Origin of the sequence: Streptomyces sp. NPDC001544 (genome assembly GCF_042894285.1) — a bacterium.
Taxonomy (GTDB): domain Bacteria; phylum Actinomycetota; class Actinomycetes; order Streptomycetales; family Streptomycetaceae; genus Streptomyces.
The window spans coordinates 54,334-73,936 of the sequence record NZ_JBIAVN010000018.1; the positions used below are offsets into that span (position 1 = coordinate 54,334).

18 protein-coding genes and 1 tRNA gene are annotated in these 19,603 nt (G+C 72.0%); 3 read left to right on the forward strand and 16 right to left on the reverse strand.

The genetic code is table 11. The annotated features are described in order from the left end of the window. Positions 1–61 precede the first annotated feature (61 nt). The 4 genes from ACFY0F_RS32500 to ACFY0F_RS32515 form a co-directional block, all read right to left on the reverse strand. Entirely contained in the window at positions 62–337 is a 276-nt protein-coding gene (locus ACFY0F_RS32500) for a DUF1876 domain-containing protein (RefSeq protein WP_388802370.1), read from the reverse strand. Positions 338–409: 72 nt separating this feature from the next. Continuing rightward, on the reverse strand, positions 410–1,300 hold the full coding sequence (locus ACFY0F_RS32505; protein WP_388802373.1) for an NAD(P)-dependent oxidoreductase: 891 nt from the start codon (positions 1,298–1,300) through the stop codon (positions 410–412). Positions 1,301–1,564: 264 nt separating this feature from the next. Beyond that, positions 1,565–3,802, reverse strand: coding sequence for an MMPL family transporter (locus ACFY0F_RS32510; RefSeq protein ID WP_388802377.1), 2,238 nt, complete (start codon positions 3,800–3,802; stop codon positions 1,565–1,567). A gap of 130 nt (positions 3,803–3,932) precedes the next feature. Then, positions 3,933–4,538, reverse strand: coding sequence for a TetR/AcrR family transcriptional regulator (locus tag ACFY0F_RS32515; protein ID WP_388802380.1), 606 nt, complete (start codon positions 4,536–4,538; stop codon positions 3,933–3,935). A 165-nt stretch (positions 4,539–4,703) separates the two neighbouring features. Between ACFY0F_RS32515 and ACFY0F_RS32520 the strand changes: the two genes are divergently transcribed. Then, positions 4,704–7,994, forward strand: coding sequence for a S41 family peptidase (locus tag ACFY0F_RS32520; RefSeq protein ID WP_388802382.1), 3,291 nt, complete (start codon positions 4,704–4,706; stop codon positions 7,992–7,994). A 60-nt stretch (positions 7,995–8,054) separates the two neighbouring features. Here ACFY0F_RS32520 and ACFY0F_RS32525 read toward each other — a convergent pair whose 3' ends face one another. The 4 genes from ACFY0F_RS32525 to ACFY0F_RS32540 all read right to left on the reverse strand — a co-directional run bounded on the left by ACFY0F_RS32525 (position 8,055) and on the right by ACFY0F_RS32540 (position 11,724). Continuing rightward, entirely contained in the window at positions 8,055–8,273 is a 219-nt protein-coding gene (locus ACFY0F_RS32525) for a hypothetical protein (protein WP_388802385.1), read from the reverse strand. Between the two features lie 93 nt (positions 8,274–8,366). Next, entirely contained in the window at positions 8,367–9,281 is a 915-nt protein-coding gene (locus tag ACFY0F_RS32530) for an SDR family oxidoreductase (RefSeq protein WP_388802388.1), read from the reverse strand. Beyond that, positions 9,278–10,207 (reverse strand): alpha/beta fold hydrolase, encoded by a 930-nt coding sequence (locus tag ACFY0F_RS32535; RefSeq protein ID WP_388802391.1) that lies wholly within the window; start codon positions 10,205–10,207, stop codon positions 9,278–9,280. The genes ACFY0F_RS32530 and ACFY0F_RS32535 overlap by 4 nt, the downstream gene beginning before the upstream one ends. Next, positions 10,204–11,724, reverse strand: a complete 1,521-nt coding sequence (locus tag ACFY0F_RS32540) for a flavin-containing monooxygenase (RefSeq protein ID WP_388802394.1) — start codon at positions 11,722–11,724, stop codon at positions 10,204–10,206. Before ACFY0F_RS32540 ends, ACFY0F_RS32535 begins: the two co-directional genes overlap by 4 nt. Positions 11,725–11,855: 131 nt before the next feature. On the opposite strand from ACFY0F_RS32540, the gene ACFY0F_RS32545 reads away from it, so the two are divergent. After that, positions 11,856–12,500 carry a MerR family transcriptional regulator gene (locus tag ACFY0F_RS32545; RefSeq protein ID WP_388802396.1) on the forward strand — a complete coding sequence of 215 codons (645 nt, stop codon included), beginning with the start codon at positions 11,856–11,858 and terminating at the stop codon, positions 12,498–12,500. On the opposite strand, the gene ACFY0F_RS32550 is transcribed toward ACFY0F_RS32545, so the two are convergent. Then, positions 12,462–13,310, reverse strand: coding sequence for an exodeoxyribonuclease III (locus tag ACFY0F_RS32550; RefSeq protein ID WP_388802399.1), 849 nt, complete (start codon positions 13,308–13,310; stop codon positions 12,462–12,464). The two genes, ACFY0F_RS32545 and ACFY0F_RS32550, sit on opposite strands and share 39 nt — an antisense overlap. Before the next feature lie 76 nt (positions 13,311–13,386). Here ACFY0F_RS32550 and ACFY0F_RS32555 point away from each other — a divergent pair, with 76 nt between their 5' ends. Beyond that, positions 13,387–13,866, forward strand: a complete 480-nt coding sequence (locus ACFY0F_RS32555; protein ID WP_388802402.1) for a GNAT family N-acetyltransferase — start codon at positions 13,387–13,389, stop codon at positions 13,864–13,866. Between the two features lie 295 nt (positions 13,867–14,161). Here the strand turns inward: ACFY0F_RS32555 and ACFY0F_RS32560 are convergent. From ACFY0F_RS32560 to galU, 7 genes are all read right to left on the reverse strand, one after another. After that, positions 14,162–14,235: transfer RNA gene (locus ACFY0F_RS32560), tRNA-Ala, on the reverse strand. Between the two features lie 74 nt (positions 14,236–14,309). Further along, complete coding sequence (glpR, locus tag ACFY0F_RS32565) at positions 14,310–15,509, reverse strand: gephyrin-like molybdotransferase receptor GlpR (RefSeq protein WP_388802405.1); 1,200 nt, start codon at positions 15,507–15,509, stop codon at positions 14,310–14,312. 159 nt (positions 15,510–15,668) lie between these two features. After that, the gene (locus ACFY0F_RS32570; protein ID WP_388802409.1) at positions 15,669–16,271 is read right to left on the reverse strand and encodes a GNAT family N-acetyltransferase; all 603 of its coding nucleotides are present in this window, start codon (positions 16,269–16,271) and stop codon (positions 15,669–15,671) included. Positions 16,272–16,291: 20 nt separating this feature from the next. Next, positions 16,292–16,798 carry a molybdenum cofactor biosynthesis protein B gene (locus ACFY0F_RS32575; protein WP_388802412.1) on the reverse strand — a complete coding sequence of 169 codons (507 nt, stop codon included), beginning with the start codon at positions 16,796–16,798 and terminating at the stop codon, positions 16,292–16,294. Continuing rightward, positions 16,795–17,307 carry a cyclic pyranopterin monophosphate synthase MoaC gene (moaC, locus tag ACFY0F_RS32580; protein WP_388802415.1) on the reverse strand — a complete coding sequence of 171 codons (513 nt, stop codon included), beginning with the start codon at positions 17,305–17,307 and terminating at the stop codon, positions 16,795–16,797. Before moaC ends, ACFY0F_RS32575 begins: the two co-directional genes overlap by 4 nt. Positions 17,308–17,371: 64 nt before the next feature. After that, complete coding sequence (glp, locus tag ACFY0F_RS32585) at positions 17,372–18,694, reverse strand: gephyrin-like molybdotransferase Glp (RefSeq protein WP_388802418.1); 1,323 nt, start codon at positions 18,692–18,694, stop codon at positions 17,372–17,374. After that, on the reverse strand, positions 18,691–19,602 hold the full coding sequence (gene galU / locus ACFY0F_RS32590) for a UTP--glucose-1-phosphate uridylyltransferase GalU (protein ID WP_388802421.1): 912 nt from the start codon (positions 19,600–19,602) through the stop codon (positions 18,691–18,693). The genes glp and galU overlap by 4 nt, the downstream gene beginning before the upstream one ends. Position 19,603 lies beyond the last annotated feature (1 nt).

A 19,603-nucleotide genomic window follows, 5' to 3' on the forward strand; every position in this document is an offset into this window, starting at 1 on the left:
CCCGTACCGGTCAGGCGGGAACCGGGTTGCCGACCGCCCCGCCGGCAGGCGCCCGGGCCGGTCAGATGTGGATCGGGTGGGACGTCCGGCCGGACGCCTCGTCGATCTCTCCGTGGGCCTTGGTCAGCAGCTCCATGGCCAGCTCGTTGAGGGCGCGGGCGCCCGCGATCTCCTCGCCCACCCGCGGCTGGTTGGAGTCGGTGCGGTGACGGCTGGCCTGGCCGTGCGCCCGCACCTCCGTGCCGTCGGGCAGGCGGACCATCGCCGCTGCCCGCGTGTGCTGGTCGTCCTCCTGGAACTCGAGCTCGACGTGCCATCCCACCGTGGTGTGCATCATGAGGACCACCTCCGAAAACCCTGATTCCAGGGTGCTCCCAGGGGCCCCCGACGTCACGTCGGAGGCGGTCCGTCAGGACGCCGGCTTCTCGTCGAAGCTGGCGAAGTACGCGGCGACCATGTCCTCGTCCGCGTGCCCCTGCGCGGCGGCACGCGCGAGCCGTTCGGCGGTGGCCTCGGCGACGTCGAGCCGGACGCCGGCCTGTTCACCGGCCCGAACGATCAGCCGGGCGTCCTTCTCCGCGGTGGCCACCGCGAACTGGGCCGGGGTCAGCTCCCCCTCCAGCACCAGCCGGGACTTGGCCCGCAGGTAGCCCATGTCGAGCGGGCCGCCCTGGACGAGGTCGAAGAAGCTGTGCGGGTCGACACCGAGCCCCTTCGACAGCGCCAGCACCTCCCCGGCCGCCGCGGTGGCCGCCAGCACCCAGCTGTTGGCGACCAGCTTCAGCCGGGTGGCCCCGGCCGCCGCCGCGTCGTCGCCGGCCCACACGGTACGGGCGCCGACCGCGTCGAACACCGGCGTGACCTTGTCCCGTCCCTCCTCCGGACCGGCGGCCAGCACGGTGAGCTGTCCGGCCTCGGCGGGCTGCCGGGTGCCCAGCACCGGGGCGTCGTAGAAGACCAGCCCGTGCTCGCGGGCGAACCCGGCCAGCTCGGCGACGGCCTCGATCCCGGCGGTGGTGGACTGCGCCCAGACGGTGCCGGAGCGCAGCGCGGGGACGGCCTCGCGCATGACCTCCCGTACGGCGGCACCGTCGTACAGCATGGTCAGCACGACGTCGGCGCCCTCGACGGCCTCGGCGGGCGTGCCGGCGACGTGCGCGCCGTCCGCGGTCAGCGGTTCGGCCTTGGCCCGGGTGCGGTTCCAGACGCGGACACAGTGTCCGGCCCTGGCGATGTTGCGGGCCATCGCGGCACCCATGATGCCGGTGCCGAGGACGCTCACGGTCAGCTTGTCGGTCATGACGCGTCACTTCCCTTGGACGACGTACACGAATTGACTGCTCCCTCCCTGAACGGGAGGGATTTCTGGCTCAGGCTGCCTCTGGGAGCGGCGCTCTCGGAGATCTTACGCCTTCGGCACCAGCCGGGTTCAGACCTGCCCGGGCAAGCATCACCACGAGCGGGACCCACCCGAACGGGTGACCGCCCGAGCCACTGCCGCGCCTACAGTTCGCCCCCCTCCCGCACGGCGCCCTCACCGGCGGTCGCGGTCAGGAGCGGTGGGTCAGACGCGCACCGGCTCCCGGTCCTCGTCCCCGCCCCGGGACCCGGCGTCGGCGCGGAGTTCGTCCCGCGTGCGCAGGCCCTCGCCCTCGACGTCCACGTCGGGCAGTACGCGGTCCAGCCACTTGGGCAGCCACCAGGCCTTCCTGCCGAGCAGGGCGAGCACGGCCGGGACGATCGTCATACGGACGATGAACGCGTCGAAGAGGACGGCGACCGCCAGGCCGAAGCCGATCATCTTGATCATCGACTCGCTGGAGCCGATGAAGCCGGAGAAGACGGCCATCATGATCACGGCCGCGGCCGTGACGACCCGGGCGCCGTACCGGAAGCCGGTCACGACGGCCTGGCTCGGCTTCTCGCCGTGGACGTACGCCTCCCGCATCCGGGTTACGAGGAACACCTCGTAGTCCATGGCGAGACCGAAGACCACGCCGACCATGAAGATCGGCATCATCGACATGACCGGTCCGGTCTGCTCCACGCCGAACAGGCCGGACAGCCAGCCCCACTGGAAGACCGCGACCACCGCGCCGAGGGCGGCCGTCACCGACAGCAGGAATCCGAGGGCCGCCTTCAGCGGGACCAGGATCGAGCGGAAGACCACGATCAGCAGCAGGAAGGCCAGGCCGACGACGACGGCGAGGTAGGGCAGCAGCGCGTCGTTCAGCTTCTGCGAGACGTCGATGTTCATCGCCGTGGAGCCGGTGACCAGCACCTTGGCGTCGGTGTCGGCGGTGATGTCCGCGCCCTTGCCGCGGATGGCGTGCACCAGGTCCTCGGTGGTGGCGGAGGAGGGCTTGGACTTCGGGATCACCGTGATCGTCGCGGTGTCGCCGGTCTTGTTGGGCGCGGCGGGGGTCACCGTCACGACGTCCCCCAGGCCCTTGATCTCGTCGCCGACCTCAGTGAAGGCGGCCTTCGGACGGGCGCTGTCCTTAGCGTCGACGACGATCATGAGCGGGCCGTTGAAGCCGGGCCCGAAGCCCTCGGAGAGCAGGTCGTAGGCGCGGCGCTGGGTGGTGGACGTCGGCTGGGAGCCGTCGTCGGGCAGGCCCAGTTCGAGCGACGCGGCGGGGATCGCCGCCGCGCCGAGTCCGACCACGCCGAGGAGGAGGACCGCCACCGGGCGGCGTACGACGAAGCTCGCCCAGCGCGTTCCCATGTTGGGCCGGGCCTGCTTCCCGGCGCTCCTGGCGCGGCCGCCGCCGAGCAGCTTGCTCTTCTCACCGGCGGGCTTGATCCTGCGGCCCGCGTAGCCGAGCAGCGCCGGGATCAGGGTCAGGGCGATCAGTACGGCGATGGCGACCGTGCCGGCGGCCGCGACACCCATCTTGGTCAGCATCGGGATGTTGACCACGGACAGGCCGACCAGGGCGATGACGACCGTCAGGCCCGCGAAGACCACCGCCGAGCCCGCCGTGCCGACGGCGCGGCCGACCGCGTCCTCGCGTTCGCGGCCCTCGGCCAGTTCGGCGCGGTAGCGGGAGACGATGAAGAGGGCGTAGTCGATGCCGACGGCGAGGCCGATCATCGACGCCAGGGTGGAGGTGGTCGTGCCCAGGTCGAGCGTGGAGGCGAGCGCGGTGATCGTGGAGACGCCGATGCCGACGCCGGTGATCGCGGTCAGCAGCGGGAATCCGGCCGCCAGGAGCGAGCCGAAGGTGATGACGAGGACGACCGCGGCGACGGCGATGCCGATGACCTCGCTGGAGCCGGTCTCGGGCGTGGCGGTGAGCGCGTCGCCGCCGATCTCGACGGTGAGTCCGGCGTCCCGCGCCTGCTGCGCGGCCTGCTCGAGGGCGTCGCGCGAGGAGTCCTCGAGCTCCATGCCGGAGACCTGGTACCTGACCGACGCGTAGGCGATCCTGCCGTCCTTGCTGACGGCGTGGGCCTTGTAGGGGTCGGCGACGGAGGTGACCTCGGAGCCGTGGGACAGCTCCTTGACCGTCTTCTTCACGGTCGCCTTGTTGACGGTGTCCGTCATCTTCTCGCCGCTCGGCGCCTTGAAGACGACCCGCGCGGTCGCGCCGTCGGCGGTGGTGCCGGGGAAGCGCTGCTCCAGCAGGTCGAAGGCCTTCTGGGCCTCGGTGCCGGGGATGGAGAACGACGTGTTGCCCGCGGCGGGCGCGGAGGCGGCGCCCACCCCGGCGAGGGTGAGCAGCGTGACCCATATCAGGGCGGCGAAGTGCCGTCGCCGGAAGGCGAGTCGGCCGAGTTTGTAGAGGAAAGTGGCCACGGAGGCGTACTCCCGGTCAGGTCGTTTTGCGTTCTTCTGGGCAGGGGTGATCAGCCCTGTGGGTGGCAGGGGCGATCTGCCCGACGACGTGAGCGGTGACGTCAGGTGGGCGTGCTTGCAGGGAAGGGTTTCAGCCGGTGGTGACGCCGAGGGCGGGGAGGACGACGGCGTCGATGTACGAGATGAGGAAGGCCTGCGTCGGCGGCAGTTCGTCGAGCATCGTGCGGGCGGCGAACCCGCCGAGCATCATGTGCATCATGTAGTCGATCGCCGGGTTGTCCGCGCGGACCTCGCCCCGGTCGACCGCCCGCTGCACCACGCGGCGGATCTCCGCCATCTCCGGCTCGATGAGATGTTCGCGGAACGCCTTCAGGAGGTCCGGGTTGCTGTGCACGGCCATGGCAAGGCCCCGCATCAGCGCGGAGTTCTGCTCCATCTCGCAGTCGTCCGAGCTCATGGTGAGGGCGTGCAGGTCCCCCTTGAGCGACCCGGTGTCGATGTCGCCGAGGCCGAGCGCGCCCGGCTTGTCGTGCCGTACGGCCTTCGCCACCAGCTCGGCCTTGCCGCCCCACTGGCGGTAGAGGGTGGCCTTGCTGGACCGGGTGCGGGCGGCCACGGCGTCCATGGTGAGGGCGTCGTAGCCGACTTCGCGGAGCAGGTCGAGCACGGCCTCGTACAGCTCGGCCTCGCGCTCGGGCGTGATCCGACTGCGACGCCCGGTGGCGACCTCGGTCATCTCCCTCACCCTCCTGCTCAGAACGACTCGGTTTCGTACAGGACGAATGTAGCGCAGCGCTCTACGAAACGAAACCGTTTCGTACGTGTCATGGATCACGGCTGGTCACAGCGGGGTCTTTCCTCACGAGTTGCCCCCCTCCGTCCCCGGGGAAAGCCTGGGGAGGTGAGCTATCTCCGCCTGCCGCACCTCAGCGGCGATCTGCTGTGCTTCGTGGCCGAGGACGACCTCTGGCTGGCGCCCCTCGACTCCCCGGGCCGCGCCTGGCGGCTCACCGTCGACCGCACCAAGGCCGGCCACCCCCGCTTCTCGCCCGACGGCCGCCACATCGCCTGCACGACCTGGCGCAGTCTCGTCCCCGAGATCCACCTGGTCGGGGTCGACGGCGGACCGGGCCGGCAGCTGACCTACTGGGGCAGCCCGGACACCCAGGTCTGCGGCTGGACCCCGCCCGACGACCACGGCCACAGCGACATCCTCGCCGTCGCCTCCCATGGCGAGCCGTTCTCCCACTTCACCTGGGCCTACAAGATCACCCCGGAGGGCGACCCGGGCCGCAAGCTGCCCTGGGGCCCGGTCTCCGACATCCAGGTCGCCGACGTCGACGGCGTGCACCGGACCCTGCTGCTGACCGGCACCCCGCCGCACGAACCGGCCTCCTGGAAGCGCTACCGGGGCGGCGCCACGGGCCGGCTGTGGCTGCACGGCGAGCGGCTGCTGCCCGACATCGGCGGACACCTGCACTCGCCGATGTTCGTCGGCGGCCGGATCGCCTTCCTCTCCGATCACGAGGGCGTCGGCAACCTCTACTCCTGCGCGTACGACGGCACCGACCTGCGCCGGCACACCGACCACGACGCCTTCTACGCCCGGCACGCCTCCAGCGACGGCACCCGGATCGTCTACCAGTGCGCGGGCGACCTGTGGATGGTCGACGACCTGGCGCCGGACTCGGAACCGCACAGACTGGACGTGCGCCTGTCCGGGCCGCGCGCGGGCCGCCGTACGTACCAGATCCCGGCCGCCCAGCACGTCGACGGTGTCTCCGTGGACGAGACGGGCCGGGCCAGCGCCGTCGTCGTACGCGGCTCCCTCTACTGGCTCACCCACCGCGACGGCCCCGCCCGCACGATCACGGACACGCCCGGGGTGCGTGTCCGGCTCCCGGAGATGCTGGGCTCGACCGGACGGATCGCCTACGTCACCGACGCCGAGGGCGAGGACGCCGTCGAGATCGCCCACCTCCCCCGGGCCACGGGTGCCGGGGCACGGCGCCGACTGGCCTCCGGCCGGCTGGGCCGCGTCCTGGAGATGGTGGCCGACCCCGACGGGGAACGGCTGGCCCTCGCCGCGCACGACGGACGGCTGCTGCTGCTCGACGTGACCGAGGCGGACAACGCCGCGGGGGACTCCCCCGGCGGCCCCGGGGGTGAGGTCACCGAGTTGATCCGGTCGGTCAACGGGCCGGTGCGCGATCTCGCCTTCTCCCCCGACGGGGCGTGGCTGACCTGGTCGCATCCGGGGATCGGCCGCACCCTGCGCCAGATCAAACTGGCCCGGATCAAGGACCGGCTGGTCGTCGACGTCACCGACGGCCGCTTCGAGGACGAGAACCCGGTGTTCACCTGGGACGGCCGCTACCTGGCCTTCCTGTCCTGGCGGGGCTTCGACCCGGTGTACGACGTGCAGACCGGGGACCTGTCCTTCCCGCTCGGCTGCAAGCCCTACCTGGTTCCCCTGTCCTCGGCGACCCCCTCCCCCTTCGCCCTGAACCCCGAGGGCCGGCCGGCGGCCGGCGGGCTGGATCCGCTCGACGACGAGGACGGCGGCGAGGCCGGCGCGGTCACCGTGGAGGCCGAGGGGCTGGAGAACCGGGTGACGCCGTTCCCGGTCACCGCCTCCAAGTACTCCGCGCTGCAACCGGTCGCCGGTGGCGGCCTGGTCTGGCTGCGCTGGCCGATCTCCGGCGCGCTGGGCGAGACGTTCGCGAACCCGGACGACACCACCGGCCGGCCGACACTGGAGCACTTCAGCATCAGCCGGGCGAAGAAGTCCGAACTCGTCGGCCACCTCGACTGGTTCGCGGTGAGCGGCGACGGCACCCGGCTGGTCGTGGTCGACGAGGGCGACCTGCGGGCGGTGCCGTCCACCGAGTCCGGCGACGCCGACACGACAACCTGGATCGACGCCCGCCGGATCCTGCACACCGTCGACCCGGCCGCCGAATGGCGAGGGGCCTACGCCGAGGCGGGCCGGCTGATCCGGGCGTACTTCTGGGACCCGGACATGTGCGGCATCGACTGGGACGCGGTCCTCGACCAGTACCGGCCGCTCGTCGAACACGTCGCCTCCCCCGACGAGTTCGCCGACCTGCTCCGCGAAGTGCTGGGCGAGCTCGGCACCTCGCACGCCTACGTCGGCGCCGCACGCCGCAACGAGGGCCCCTCCTCCTACCAGCGCCGGCAGGGCCTGCTCGGCGCCAACCTCGTGCGCCGGGACGGCGGCTGGACGGTGAGGCGGGTCCTGCCCGGCGACTCCTCCGACTCCAAGGCCCGCTCCCCGCTGGCCGGCACCGGCATCCGGGAGGGCGCGGTCCTCACCCACGTCAACGGCCGGCCGGTGGATCCGGTGACGGGGCCGTACCCGCTGCTGGCGGGGGCGGGCGGTACGACGGTGGAGCTCACCTTCTCCCCGGCAAAGGGCGAGCAGGGCCCCGCACGCCGGGTCGCCGTCGTCCCGCTCGTCGACGAGCGGCCCCTGCGCTACCAGGACTGGGTCGCCAAACGCCGCTCCGTGGTACGGCACTTGAGCGGTGGCAAGTGCGGCTACCTGCACATCCCCGACATGGGCGGCTCCGGCTGGGCCCAGTTCAACCGGGATGTGCGCATGGAGGTGTCCCGGCCCGCGCTCATCGTGGACGTGCGCGGCAACGCGGGCGGGCACATCAGCGAGCTGGTGGTCGAGAAGCTGAGCCGGAGCATCATCGGCTGGGACCTGACCAGGAACGCCCAGCCGGTGTCGTACACCTCCAACGCTCCCCGCGGACCGGTGGTGGCGCTGGCCGACGAGGCGACCTCCTCCGACGGCGACATGATCACGGCGGCCTTCAAGCTGCTGCGGATCGGTCCTGTGGTCGGGCAGCGCACCTGGGGCGGCGTGGTCGGCATGACCGGACGGCACCGGCTGGGCGACGGCACGGTGATCACCGTGCCCATGAACGCGGCCTGGTTCGACGCGTACGGCTGGTCCGTGGAGAACCACGGCGTCGCCCCCGACCTGGAGGCCCTGCGCACCCCGCTGGACTGGGCGGAGGGCCGGTACGCGCAACTGGACGACGCGGTGGTGCTGGCCATCGACCTGCTGACCACCCAGCCCGCGGCGACCCCGCCGGACCACCGGGACATACCCGACCGGTCGCGGCCCAAGCTGCCGCCGCGACGGCAGCCGGACGCATGACAACCGCATTGCGGAAGGGGCGCCCGCCAAGGGGGCGCCCCTTCCGGTCAGGAGACCGCGTCAGGCGTCGTAGTCCTGGCTGAAGCGGTCCTCCATCTCGCGCTCGGTGTCGTCCATCTCGTGACGCCCACGCTCACGCGGCTGCTGACCATGCTGCTGGCCACGCTGCGGGGACTGCTGGCCGCGCTGCCCGGCCTTCTCACGGGCCTCGCCGGCCTTCTGCTTGCCCTGCTCCTGCATGCCGCGGGCCTTCTCCTGGAACTGGTCCTTCATACCCATGTGGGTTCACTCCCGTGGTGGGTGAGGGGAATTGGCCCCTCGGTGGGGCCTCGACCAGATTCACACGGGCGGACACGGTGCGCATTTCGATCATTAACGGTGCGTAACGTCCGCTGGTCCGGGCTGGTTTCGCCGCACCGACCGCTCCTGCTCGTCGGCCGCCCCGCCCGCGCCGACCAGACCCGTGCGCATGCCCCGCAGCCGGGGCGCGAACCGGCGCATCTCCCGCCGCCCCACCGTGCCGACGATCCCCGGCAGATACCCGCGCACCCCCTGCATCCCGCGCAGCCACCACTGCCCGTACACGTGAGCGGAGCGCCGCTCGATCCCGGCCACGATCCGGTCGACCGCCGGGCCCAGCGGGTAGGTCTTGCCGGCCGGCCACGGCAGCCGCTGCCTGAGCTCGCGCATCACCTCGTCCTGGTCGGCGCCGCGCACCATGTCCGTGTCGGTCCACGACAGATAGGCCACGCCGACGCGCACACCCCGGTACCCGACCTCGGCGCGCAGACTGTGCGCGTACGCCTCCACACCCGCCTTGGACGCGCAGTACGCCGTCATCATCGGCGCCGGGGTGATCGCGGCGAGCGAGGCGATCTGCAGCAGATAGCCCCGGCTCTCGGTCAGCACCGGCAGGAAGGCGCGCGCGGTCACGGCGGAACCGATCAGATTGACCTCGATCACCCGCCGCCAGGCCTCCGGATCGGAGTCCACGAACGGACCCCCGGTGGCCACCCCGGCGTTGGCGACGACGATGTCGACCTTGCCGAACCGCTCCTTGACCTCCCGGGCGACCTGGGACATGGCCTCGTGGTCGGTGACGTCGGCGTACCAGTGGTCACTGTCGCCGTGCAGCCGCGCCGAGACCTCCTTCAGCGCCTCCGGTTCCAGTCCGACCAGCGCCACCGTGGCACCGCGCGCGGAGAGCTTGCGGGCGAGCAGTTCACCGACGCCGCGCGCGGCTCCGGTGACCACCGCGACCTGACCCTCGAGACCGACCCTGCTCATGCGCCCTCCCTGATCGTGTCCGTCACCGTCACGTACGCGCGGACCAGTTCCCGGATCCTGCCGGTCACCAGCTCCGGCGCCTCCACCGGCGTCATGTGGCCGACGCCTGCCAGCTCGTCGCTGCCCACGCAGTGCGGCAGCGCCGCCACCAGCGAGCGCGCGTGCACCGGTGGGGTCATCCGGTCCGCCGTGCCCACGACCACCACCGCCGGTACCCGCAACTCCCGTACGCCGTGGTCGAGATCGAGCGTGTCCAGCATCCGCGCCCAGGAGTGCCGCACGGCGCGCGGGCAGGCGTGCACGATCCGCGCGCACGCCTCCACCATGTGCGGGGCCGAACCGGCGCCCATGGTCGCGTACTTGAGGACGGCCTGCGCGAGAGGCGTGACCGGCCCCAGCGGGGCACGCGAGCCCAGGATGCGCCCCGTCAGCCAGGCGCGCACCCGGCCGGCGCGCAACGGCACCACGAGCGATTCGGCGACCAGCCGCGAACTGCCCGTGCTGCACAGCAGAACAGCCGCCGCGTGCTCCCGGAAGAGGGCCCGCCCGGAGGCGGCCAGCACCGTCATCCCGCCCATGGAGTGGCCCACCACCACGGCCTTCTCCCCCGGCGCGAGCGTCCTCGCGAGCACCGCCTCCAGGTCGTCCGCGAGCGCCTCGGCGGTGCACGCGGGGCTCGCCGGACTGCGCCCGTGCCCTCGCTGGTCGTAGGCGATGACCCGGTGGTCCACGGCCAGTTCCCGGATCTGCGCCGCCCAGAACGCGGTCGAACAGGTCCAGCCGTGGGCCAGGACGACGGGGGGCGCGTCCTCGGGCCCGTGCACCTCGACGTGCAGCCGGGCGCCGTCGGCGGAGACGGCGGTCAGGACGCGGCCGGGGGTGGGCGGGGCGTACGGACCGGAGGTCACATGGGTGGGGCGGCTCATGCGGTGACCTCGCTCGGATCGGCGGAGGTGGTCTTCTTCGTGGCGGGCGGCCGGACGACCCGGTACTCCGCCAGCTCCACCCGCCGGGTCGCCCGGCGGAACTCCGTGGTGGTGCCCGGCCAGATGGTGGTGTTGCGGCCGCTGGCGTCCAGGTACCAGCTCGTGCAGCCTCCGGTGTTCCACACCGTGGGCTGCATGCGCTCCTGCACCTTGCGGTTCCAGGCCCGTACGGCGTCGGCGCGGGCGTCGAGGGCGACCCGGCCGCCGAGGACGTCGAGCTGACGCAGGAAGTCCGCCATGTAGGTGAGCTGGGACTCGATGATGAGGATCATCGAGGAGTTCGCCAGGCCGGAGTTGGGCCCGATGATCGACAGCCAGTTCGGGAACCCGGCGGCGGACGTCCCGCGCAGCGCCTGCATCCCGTCCTTCTTCCAGGCCTCGGCGAGGGTGACGCCCTCCGCCCCGACCACCCGCTCGGCGATGGGCATGTCGGTGACGTGGAAGCCGGTGCCGAAGACGATCGCGTCCACCTCGGCCTCGCTTCCGTCGGCGCCGACGACGGTCGGCCCGCGCACCTCGGCGAGCCCGCTCGCGACGACGTCCACATTGGGGCGGGCGAGGGCCGGGTAGTACTCGCTGGACAGCAGGATCCGCTTGCAGCCGATGCGGTAGTCCGGGGTCAGCCTGGCCCGCAGGACCGGATCCTTGACGGCACGGGCCATGTTGAGCCTGGCGAACCGCTCGACCAGGCCGAGCTCCTCCGGATGCCTGGTGAACGCCTGGACCTGCAACTCCCGGATGCCCCACAGCAGTCCGCGCCTGAGCTGCGCGGTGAACGGCAGCGCCCGGTGCAACCGCCGCTCCACTCCGCCGATCGCCCGGTCCACCCGGGGCAGCACCCACGGCGGGGTGCGCTGGAAGAGGGTCAGCCGGGAGACGCGGGGCTGGACGGCGGGCACGATCTGGATGGCCGAGGCCCCCGTCCCCACCATCGCGACCCGCTTGCCGGTGAGGTCGTAGTCGTGGTCCCAGCGGGCCGAGTGGAAGACCTTGCCGGGGAAGGAGTCCAGACCGGGGATGTCCGGGATCCTCGGGTCGGACAGCGGCCCGGTGGCGGAGACCACGACGTCCGCGGACAGCGAGCCGCTGCTCGTCTCGATGTCCCACCGCAGCCTCTCGGCGTCCCAGGTCATCAGCTTCACTTCCGAGCCGAAGCGGATGTGGGGGCGCAAGCAGAAGACGTCGGCCACATGCTCCAGATACGCGCGGATGTGCTCCTGCCCGGAGAAGGCGCGCGGCCAGTCGGGGTTCGGCGCGAAGGAGAACGAGTACAGATGCGACGGCACGTCGCAGGCACAGCCCGGATAGCTGTTGTCCCGCCAGGTCCCACCGACGCTGCCGGCCCGCTCCAGGACCACGAAGTCGGTGATCCCCTCACGGCGCAGCCGCACGGCCGCACCCAGCCCGCCGAATCCGGACCCGATCACCGCCACCCGTACGTGCTCGTGTTCGGCCATTCCGAAGCCTCCTGGCATCACGCCGGACCCTGCCAGTGAACACTGGCGCAATGGGACTGTAGAGCAGCTCCGTACCGACCGGTAGGGGGCGGGACGAGGAAGTTACCCGGGGTACGACATAAGGTGCGGGCGTGACGGACAAGCGCGAGTACCGCATGGAGGAACTGGCCCGGCTGGCCGGGATCACGGTGCGCACGCTGCGCTTCTACCGGGAACGCAAGCTGATCCCGCCGCCCCGCCGCGAAGGCCGCATCGCCTGGTACGACGACCACCACCTGGCCCGGCTGCGCACGATCTCGGCCCTGCTGGAACGCGGCCACACCCTGAACGGCATCGCGGAACTCGCCGAGGCCCTCGACCAGGGCCGCGACGTCGCCGACCTGCTGGGCGTCGGCGCCCCCACCGAGGAGGAACCGGTCCGCCTCACCCCCGAGGAGCTCGCCGCCCGCTTCGAGGGCGAGGTCACCCCGGAGAACCTCGCCGCCGCCCTCGAACTGGGCTACCTGGGCACCGACGGCGACGAGATCGTGCACATCAGCCGCCGTCTGCTGGACGTCTCCTCCGCCCTGGTCCGCGAGGGCATCCCGCTGGCGGAGGTCCTCGCGGTCGGCAAGCACGTCCGCGAACACGCCGACGCCCTCGCCGCGCTCTTCACCGACCTCGTCCTGCGCCACACCGGCGAGGACGACCTCGGCCGCCTGCGCCCGCTGGCCCGCAGCGTGGTGGAGGCGGAACTGTCACTGGCCTTGGACCGACGGCAGCGCAAGGGGAGCTGACGCCCCCTGAAGGTCGTAGACCACCGTCACCGGCGCGTGGTCCGACCAGCGTTCGGCGTGGGTGGCCGCCCGCTCCACGAAGCCCTTGACGGCCCGCGCGGCGAGCCCGGGGGTGGCCACATGGAGGTCGATGCGCCAACCTGAGTCGTTGTCGAAGGCCCGCCCCCGGTACGACCACCACGAGTACGGCCCCGCGACGTCCGGATGCAGCGCCCGTACGACATCGACGTACCCGCCGTCCGTCTCGTCGAGGACCCGGCCCAGCCACTCCCGCTCCTCCGGCAGGAACCCGGAGTTCTTGGTGTTGGACCGCCAGTTCTTGAGGTCGGCCTGCTGATGGGCGATGTTCCAGTCCCCGACGACGAGGACCTCGCGCCCTTCGGCGGCGGAACGCTCACGCAGACCCTTCAGATACGCGAGGAAATCGCCCATGAACCGCACCTTCTCCTCCTGCCGCTCGGTGCCGACCTCGCCGGAGGGGAGATAGAGGGAGGCGACGGTGACACCGGGCAGGTCGGCCTCGACGTACCGGCCGCCGGCATCGAACTCGGCGGAGCCGAACCCGACCCGGACGCGATCGGGTTCACGCCGCGTGTACAGGGAGACGCCCGCGCGGCCCTTGGCGGCGGCGGGGGCGTGGACGACATGCCAGCCGTCGGGCTGCCGTACGGCCTCGGGCAGTTGCTGCGGCTCGGCCCGCACCTCCTGCAGGCACACCACGTCCGCCGAGGTGTCCGCGAGCCACTCCACGAAGCCCTTCTTCGCGGCGGCCCGCAGTCCGTTCACGTTCACCGAGGTCACTGTCAGCACCCGGGCACGATACCGGCACACTGGACGGGCCCTGTTCCACCAGTCCGCAACTATGCATGATTGTACGATGCCCAGCATGAATATACGTCGCGTCCCCTTCGACCACCCCGACGCCGTGAAGCTCAACGACGAGGTCCAGGCCGAGTACCACCTGCGTTACGGCGACGGCGGTGACGCCACGGTCCTCGACGCGTCGGACTTCCGGCCGCCGAGAGGCGTGTACCTGATCGCCTACGACGAGAGCGACCGGCCCGTGGCCACCGGCGGCTGGCGCAGCCAGGACGCCAACGACGAGGGCAACGAGGACGGCGACGCCGAGCTCAAGCGCATGTACGTGATCGAGGAGCTGCGCGGCCGGGGCCTCGCCCGCCGCATGCTGGCCGCCCTGGAGGACGACGCCCGCGAGGCCGGCCGCCTCCGCATGGTCCTGGAAACCGGCACCAAGCAGCCGGAGGCCATCGCCCTGTACACCTCCAGCGGCTACGAACCGTGCGCCAAGTTCGGCTACTACCGCCACCACGAGGACAGCCGCTGCTTCGCGAAAGCGCTGCGGTGAGGGACGCGCCGGACGGTGATTCCCCGCGCTGGAGGATGTGGTTGGCGGCCGAGGACATCGGCCGCCAATCCTGCCCCGGGGGCTACTCCCCGGTGTCGGTGCAGGGCACAGGCAGTCGTCGGCATCGCCTGGCAGCACAGCGTCGAGGTCTCCTCCGCCCCCCGAACCGCCGGCACCAGAAGCCCTCGGCCTGATGGCATGACCAAGCCTCAGAAACGACAAAGACCCCGACCGATCAAGAAGATCGGCGGGGTCTTGTCAACCGCCCTCGAGCTAACCCAAGGAAGGTGATGCGTGGACCTGAGGGGATTTGAACCCCTGGCCCCCTCGATGCGAACGAGGTGCGCTACCGGACTGCGCCACAGGCCCTTGCAACGAGTGAAACTCTAGCATCCCCGTCGGGGTGCTTGGAAATCCGTTCCCTGACTGGTCAGGGCCGGGCTTCACTCGTTGGCCGCGCGTGGGCGGTCGCCGTCCTCGTACTGGTCGAAGAGCGGGGTGCGTCCGCGCTCGCGGGCGCGGCGGGCGGAGGCGGCGCGGCGGGCGTCGGTGCGGCCGTCGTCGGTCGGCCTGTCCTCGGCGGTGGCCTCCGGCTCGCCCGGCTCCGGCTCGTGCGCGGCGGCCTGCGCCTCGTGCTCCGGGGTCGCCGGGCCGGACCGGGCGGAGCTCCAGGTGTCGGGCGCCGTGAGGTCCACGTCGGACGTGGCCCGGGGCGCGACCGGCGCGGTCACGTAGGTCGGCAGCGGTACCGGCACCGGGTCCCAGCTGTCCCCGTGCCCGGGCCGGCGGCGGCGCTCGCGCTGCTGGTCGACCCACTCGGCGTGGTCGGTCTGCTCGACGAGGGCGCGGCGGTCGGCGGCGAGCGCGGACTCCCCGGGGTCGGTCTCCGACTCGGGGGCCTCGTCCGGCTCGGGGGCGCCCACACCCGCTTCCAGGGGCGAGCGACGGCGGGGCTGGCGCTCACGCAGCCGCTGCGCCGCGGCCTCGGCCTGCCGCCGGTCCATCTGGTAGGCGAAGCGGCGGCGCTCCTGGGCCCGCAGGTAGACGATGTACGCGCTGAGCATGGCGGCGGGCACGGCGGGGGCCCACAGGAAGGCGAGTCCGCCGACGGCGGCGACGACCGCGCCGCAGGTGAAGGCCACGAAGAGCAACACGGTGGTACGCCGGCGCCGTGCGAGTACCTTCGTGCGCCTGGCGCGCGCCGCGGCGGCCTCCTTGGAGGGGGCACGCCGTGCGGCCGGCACCCGCTTGGGCGTGGCCGTGGGGTCCGCGGTGGACTCGGGTGCGGGTGTGCCGCCCTTCCGGTCGCGCGTCGGTTCCGCGTGTTCCGGAGTCTCCGGGCCGGTCTCCGCCCGCACCTCCCGGCGGGTCGGGGGCACGGCGAAGGCCCGGACGTCCACCGAGTCGGTGACGGCGTCCGGTGCGTCGACGTCACGCTCCCCCTCTTGGGCGGAGCGCGCCCGCAGGTCCCTGGCGTACCGACGCTCCATCCCCGCCCGTCCGGACAGCAGCCGGATGGCAGTGCTGAAGCGTTCCGTCGGACGGGCCTCATTCAGCTCGTCCTGCCTACGGAGCCACATGGGCACCAAGTAGGCGGCCCAGGCCCCGACGATGACTGCGTAGATGAGGCCGCTGCTGCTCACGCTCACACGGTAGAGGGGTTTGCATGAGGCCATCTGCCAATTCGGCCGGTGTGTCGCACGATCTGGCTGATATTTCCAGCTTTTTTTGCGCCCGTTGCGATCAACTGATCAATTTCGAACGATTATTCGATTACATCGCCGCTCTTACAGCGGGCCTATTCAATTGGAGGCGTTCCGCGAGCGTGCGCGCCGCCAGCGCGCGAGCAGCCCCTCGGGCACCTCTTCCGCGGTCAGCGCGAAGACCAGGTGGTCCCGCCAGGCCCCGTCGATGTGAAGATAACGGGGTCTGAGGCCCTCCTCGCGGAATCCGAGTTTCTCCACGACCCGGCGACTGGGCCCGTTCTCGGGGCGAATGCAGACCTCGATACGGTGCAGTCCGACCGTGCGGAAACAGTGGTCGACGACGAGCGCCACGGCCGTCGGCATCACCCCGCGACCGGCCACCGCCTCGTCCACCCAGTAGCCCACGTGCCCCGAACACATCGAGCCCCAGGTGATCCCGGCCACCGTCAACTGGCCGACCAGACGCCCCTGGTACTCGATGACGAACGGCAGCATCCGGCCCGCGTTCGCCTCCGACCTGAGATGACGGACCATCTGCCGGTAGGTCGGCCGGTGTGCGACCGGACCGGTGGGCGTGGGCGGCGGAATCGTCGCCTCCCAGGGGCGCAGCCACTCCCGGTTGCGCCGGTTCACCTCGCGCCACGCCCGTTGGTCGCGCAGCTTTATCGGCCTGAGGACGATGTCGCCGTCCGTCAGCACGGCGGGCCAGGATGGGCTGTTCAGCTCGCACCCCCACTGCCGGTGCCGGGTCTGGTGTGGTCGCCGCCCCGGATCTGGTCGACGGCGTGCGCCAGGAGGGGTTCCAGGACGGCCAGGCCGTCCTTCACCCCGCCCGTGGACCCCGGCAGGTTGACGATCAGCGTGCCGCCCGCCACTCCCGCCAGGCCCCGCGACAGCGCCGCCGTCGGCACCTTGTCCCGGCCGAACGCCCGGATCGCCTCCGCGATGCCCGGCACCTCGTGGTCGATCACCCGGCGCGTCGCCTCGGGCGTGCGGTCCGTGGGCGAGACACCGGTGCCGCCGGTGGTCACGACGACCTCGTACCCCGCCTCCACCGCGGCGCGCAGGGCGGCCTCCACCGGATCGCCGTCCGGGACGACCCGCGGCCCGTCGACGTCGAACCCGAACCGCTTCAGGCCGTCGGCGACCAGCGGGCCGCCCCTGTCCTCGTACACCCCGGCCGCGGCCCGGTTGGACGCCGTGACCACGAGGGCCCGGTACGTCATGACCTGCTCCAGTCGCCCGACTTGCCGCCCGTCTTCTCCTCCACCCGTACGTCCGTGATGACCGCTCCCTTGTCGACCGCCTTGACCATGTCGATCACCGTGAGGGCGGCGACCGACACGGCGGTGAGGGCCTCCATCTCGACGCCCGTGCGGTCCGTGGTCTTCACGGTGGCCCGGATCTCGACGGCGTCGTCCGCGACCGACAAGTCCAGTTTCACACCCGACACCGACAACGGGTGGCACAGCGGAATCAGGTCCGGGGTGCGCTTGGCCCCCATGATCCCCGCGATGCGCGCGGTGGCGAGGGCGTCGCCCTTGGGCATTCCCTCGCCGCGCAACAGCTCGACCACGCGCGGGGAGACGAGGACCCGGCCGCTGGCGCGGGCGGTGCGCGCGGTCACGTCCTTGTCCGACACGTCGACCATGCGTGCGGCGCCCGCGTCGTCGATGTGCGTCAGTCGGTCCTGCTCAGGGGGTCCGGGGGTCTCCCCCCGGGAAGGCACAGTCATGGTGGGTGCGACGCTTTCGGTCCGGGCCTGTTGTGCGCGACACGGTACCGTGGGCCGGCCCCGGTCAGCCGAGCAGGACCACCTCGACCTCGGTGCCGGGCTCCACGCTCTCCGTGTCCTCGGGGACGACGATCAGCGCGTCCGCCTGGGCCAGGGCCGCGATCAGGTGTGATCCGGCACCGCCCACGGGGGTCACCTCGCCCTCGGCGTACGCCCCGCGCAGGAACTGGCGGCGCCCCTTCGGCGAGCTCAGCGCCTCCCCGGCCTTCAGCACCGCCCTGGTCGTGGGCCGGTGCACGTCCTCCAGCCCCATCAGGGTGCGGATGGCGGGGCGGACGAACAGCTCGAAGGACACGTACGACGACACCGGGTTGCCGGGCAGGGCCAGCAGCGGCGTGTGGTCGGGGCCGATGGAGCCGAAGCCCTGGGGCTTGCCCGGCTGCATGGCGAGCTTGCGGAACTCCACCCCGCTGCCCGGCTCCTCGGCGTCGCCGACGTGCTGCAGCGCCTCCTTGACCACGTCGTACGCCCCGACGCTGACCCCGCCCGTGGTGACCATGAGGTCGGCGCGGACGAGCTGGTCCTCGATGGTGGTCCGGAGGGTCTCGGCGTCGTCCACGACGGCGCCCACCCGGTAGGCGATGGCGCCCGCGTCCCGGGCGGCCGCGGTGAGGGCGAAGCTGTTGGAGTCGTAGATCTGGCCGCTGCCCAGCGACTCGCCCGGCTGGACGAGTTCGCTGCCGGTGGACAGCACCACCACGCGCGGGCGGGGGCGCACCCGGACCGTGCCGCGGCCGATCGCGGCGAGCAGCGCGATCTGCGGCGGGCCGAGGACGGTGCCGGCCTCCAGCGCGCGGTCGCCGGCCTTCACGTCGCTGCCTTGCGCGCGCACGTGCGCGCGTGCCCCGGCCGGGCGGTACACGCGCACGTGCCCGCGGGCGCCCTCGGGGGCCAGACTGCGGGCCCGCATCCCGCCGACCGGGCCCTCGCCGAGCCCGCCGTCGGTCCACTCGACGGGGACGACGGTCTCGGCGCCGGGCGGCAGCGGGGCGCCGGTCATGATCCGGGCGGCCTGTCCCGGGCCGACGGGGGTCAGCTCGGCGGCACCGGCCGCGACGTCCCCGACGACCTCCAGGACGGCCGGGAACTCCTCGCCCGCGCCCGCGACGTCCGCGACCCGCACCGCGTACCCGTCCATGGAACTGTTGTCGAACGGCGGCAGCGAGACCGGCACCGTGACGTCGTCGACCAGGACACAGCCCTGGGCGTCGAGCAGTTGCAGCTCGATGGGTTCCAGAGGACGGACGGTGGCGAGGATGTCCTCCAGGTGCTCGTCCACCGACCACAGGCGGTCGGGGGCGGCGGGGCGGGTCGCGGGGCTGCTCAACTCTGCTGCATCTCCTCGGCTACGAAGCTGCGAAGCCAGGTCCGGAAGTCCGGGCCCAGGTCTTCACGTTCGCACGCGAGCCTGACAATGGCACGCAGATAGTCGCCGCGGTCGCCGGTGTCGTAGCGGCGGCCCTTGAAGACGACGCCGTGCACGGGGCCGCCGGCCTTCTCGTCGTTGGCCATCTGCTGGAGCGCGTCGGTGAGCTGGATCTCGCCACCGCGGCCGGGCTCGGTCTTGCGCAGGATGTCGAAGACGTGCGGGTCGAGGACGTACCGGCCGATGACCGCGTAGGTGGACGGGGCGTCCGCGGCGTCCGGCTTCTCCACCAGGCCGGTCACCTTCACCACGTCGCCGTCCTCGGTGGCCTCGACGGCCGCGCAGCCGTAGAGGTGGATCTGCTCGGGCGCGACCTCCATGAGCGCGATCACGCTGCCGCCGTTCCGCTCCTGGACGTCGATCATGCGCTGCAGCAGCGGGTCACGCGGGTCGATGAGGTCGTCGCCGAGCAGGACGGCGAAGGGCTCGTGCCCGACGTGCGGGGCGGCGCACAGGACCGCGTGGCCGAGGCCCCTGGGGTCGCCCTGGCGCACGTAGTGCATGGTCGCGAGGTCGCTGGACTCCTGGACCTTGGCGAGCCGTTTGCCGTCGCCCTTCTTCTCCAGCGCCGACTCGAGCTCGTAGTTGCGGTCGAAGTGGTCCTCCAGGGGACGCTTGTTGCGTCCGGTGATCATGAGGACGTCGTCGAGCCCCGCCGACACCGCCTCCTCGACCACATACTGGATCGCCGGCTTGTCCACGACCGGCAGCATCTCCTTGGGAGTGGCTTTGGTGGCCGGCAGGAACCGGGTGCCGAGGCCTGCTGCGGGGATGACAGCCTTGCTGATCCTGGGGTGCGACTGAGTCATG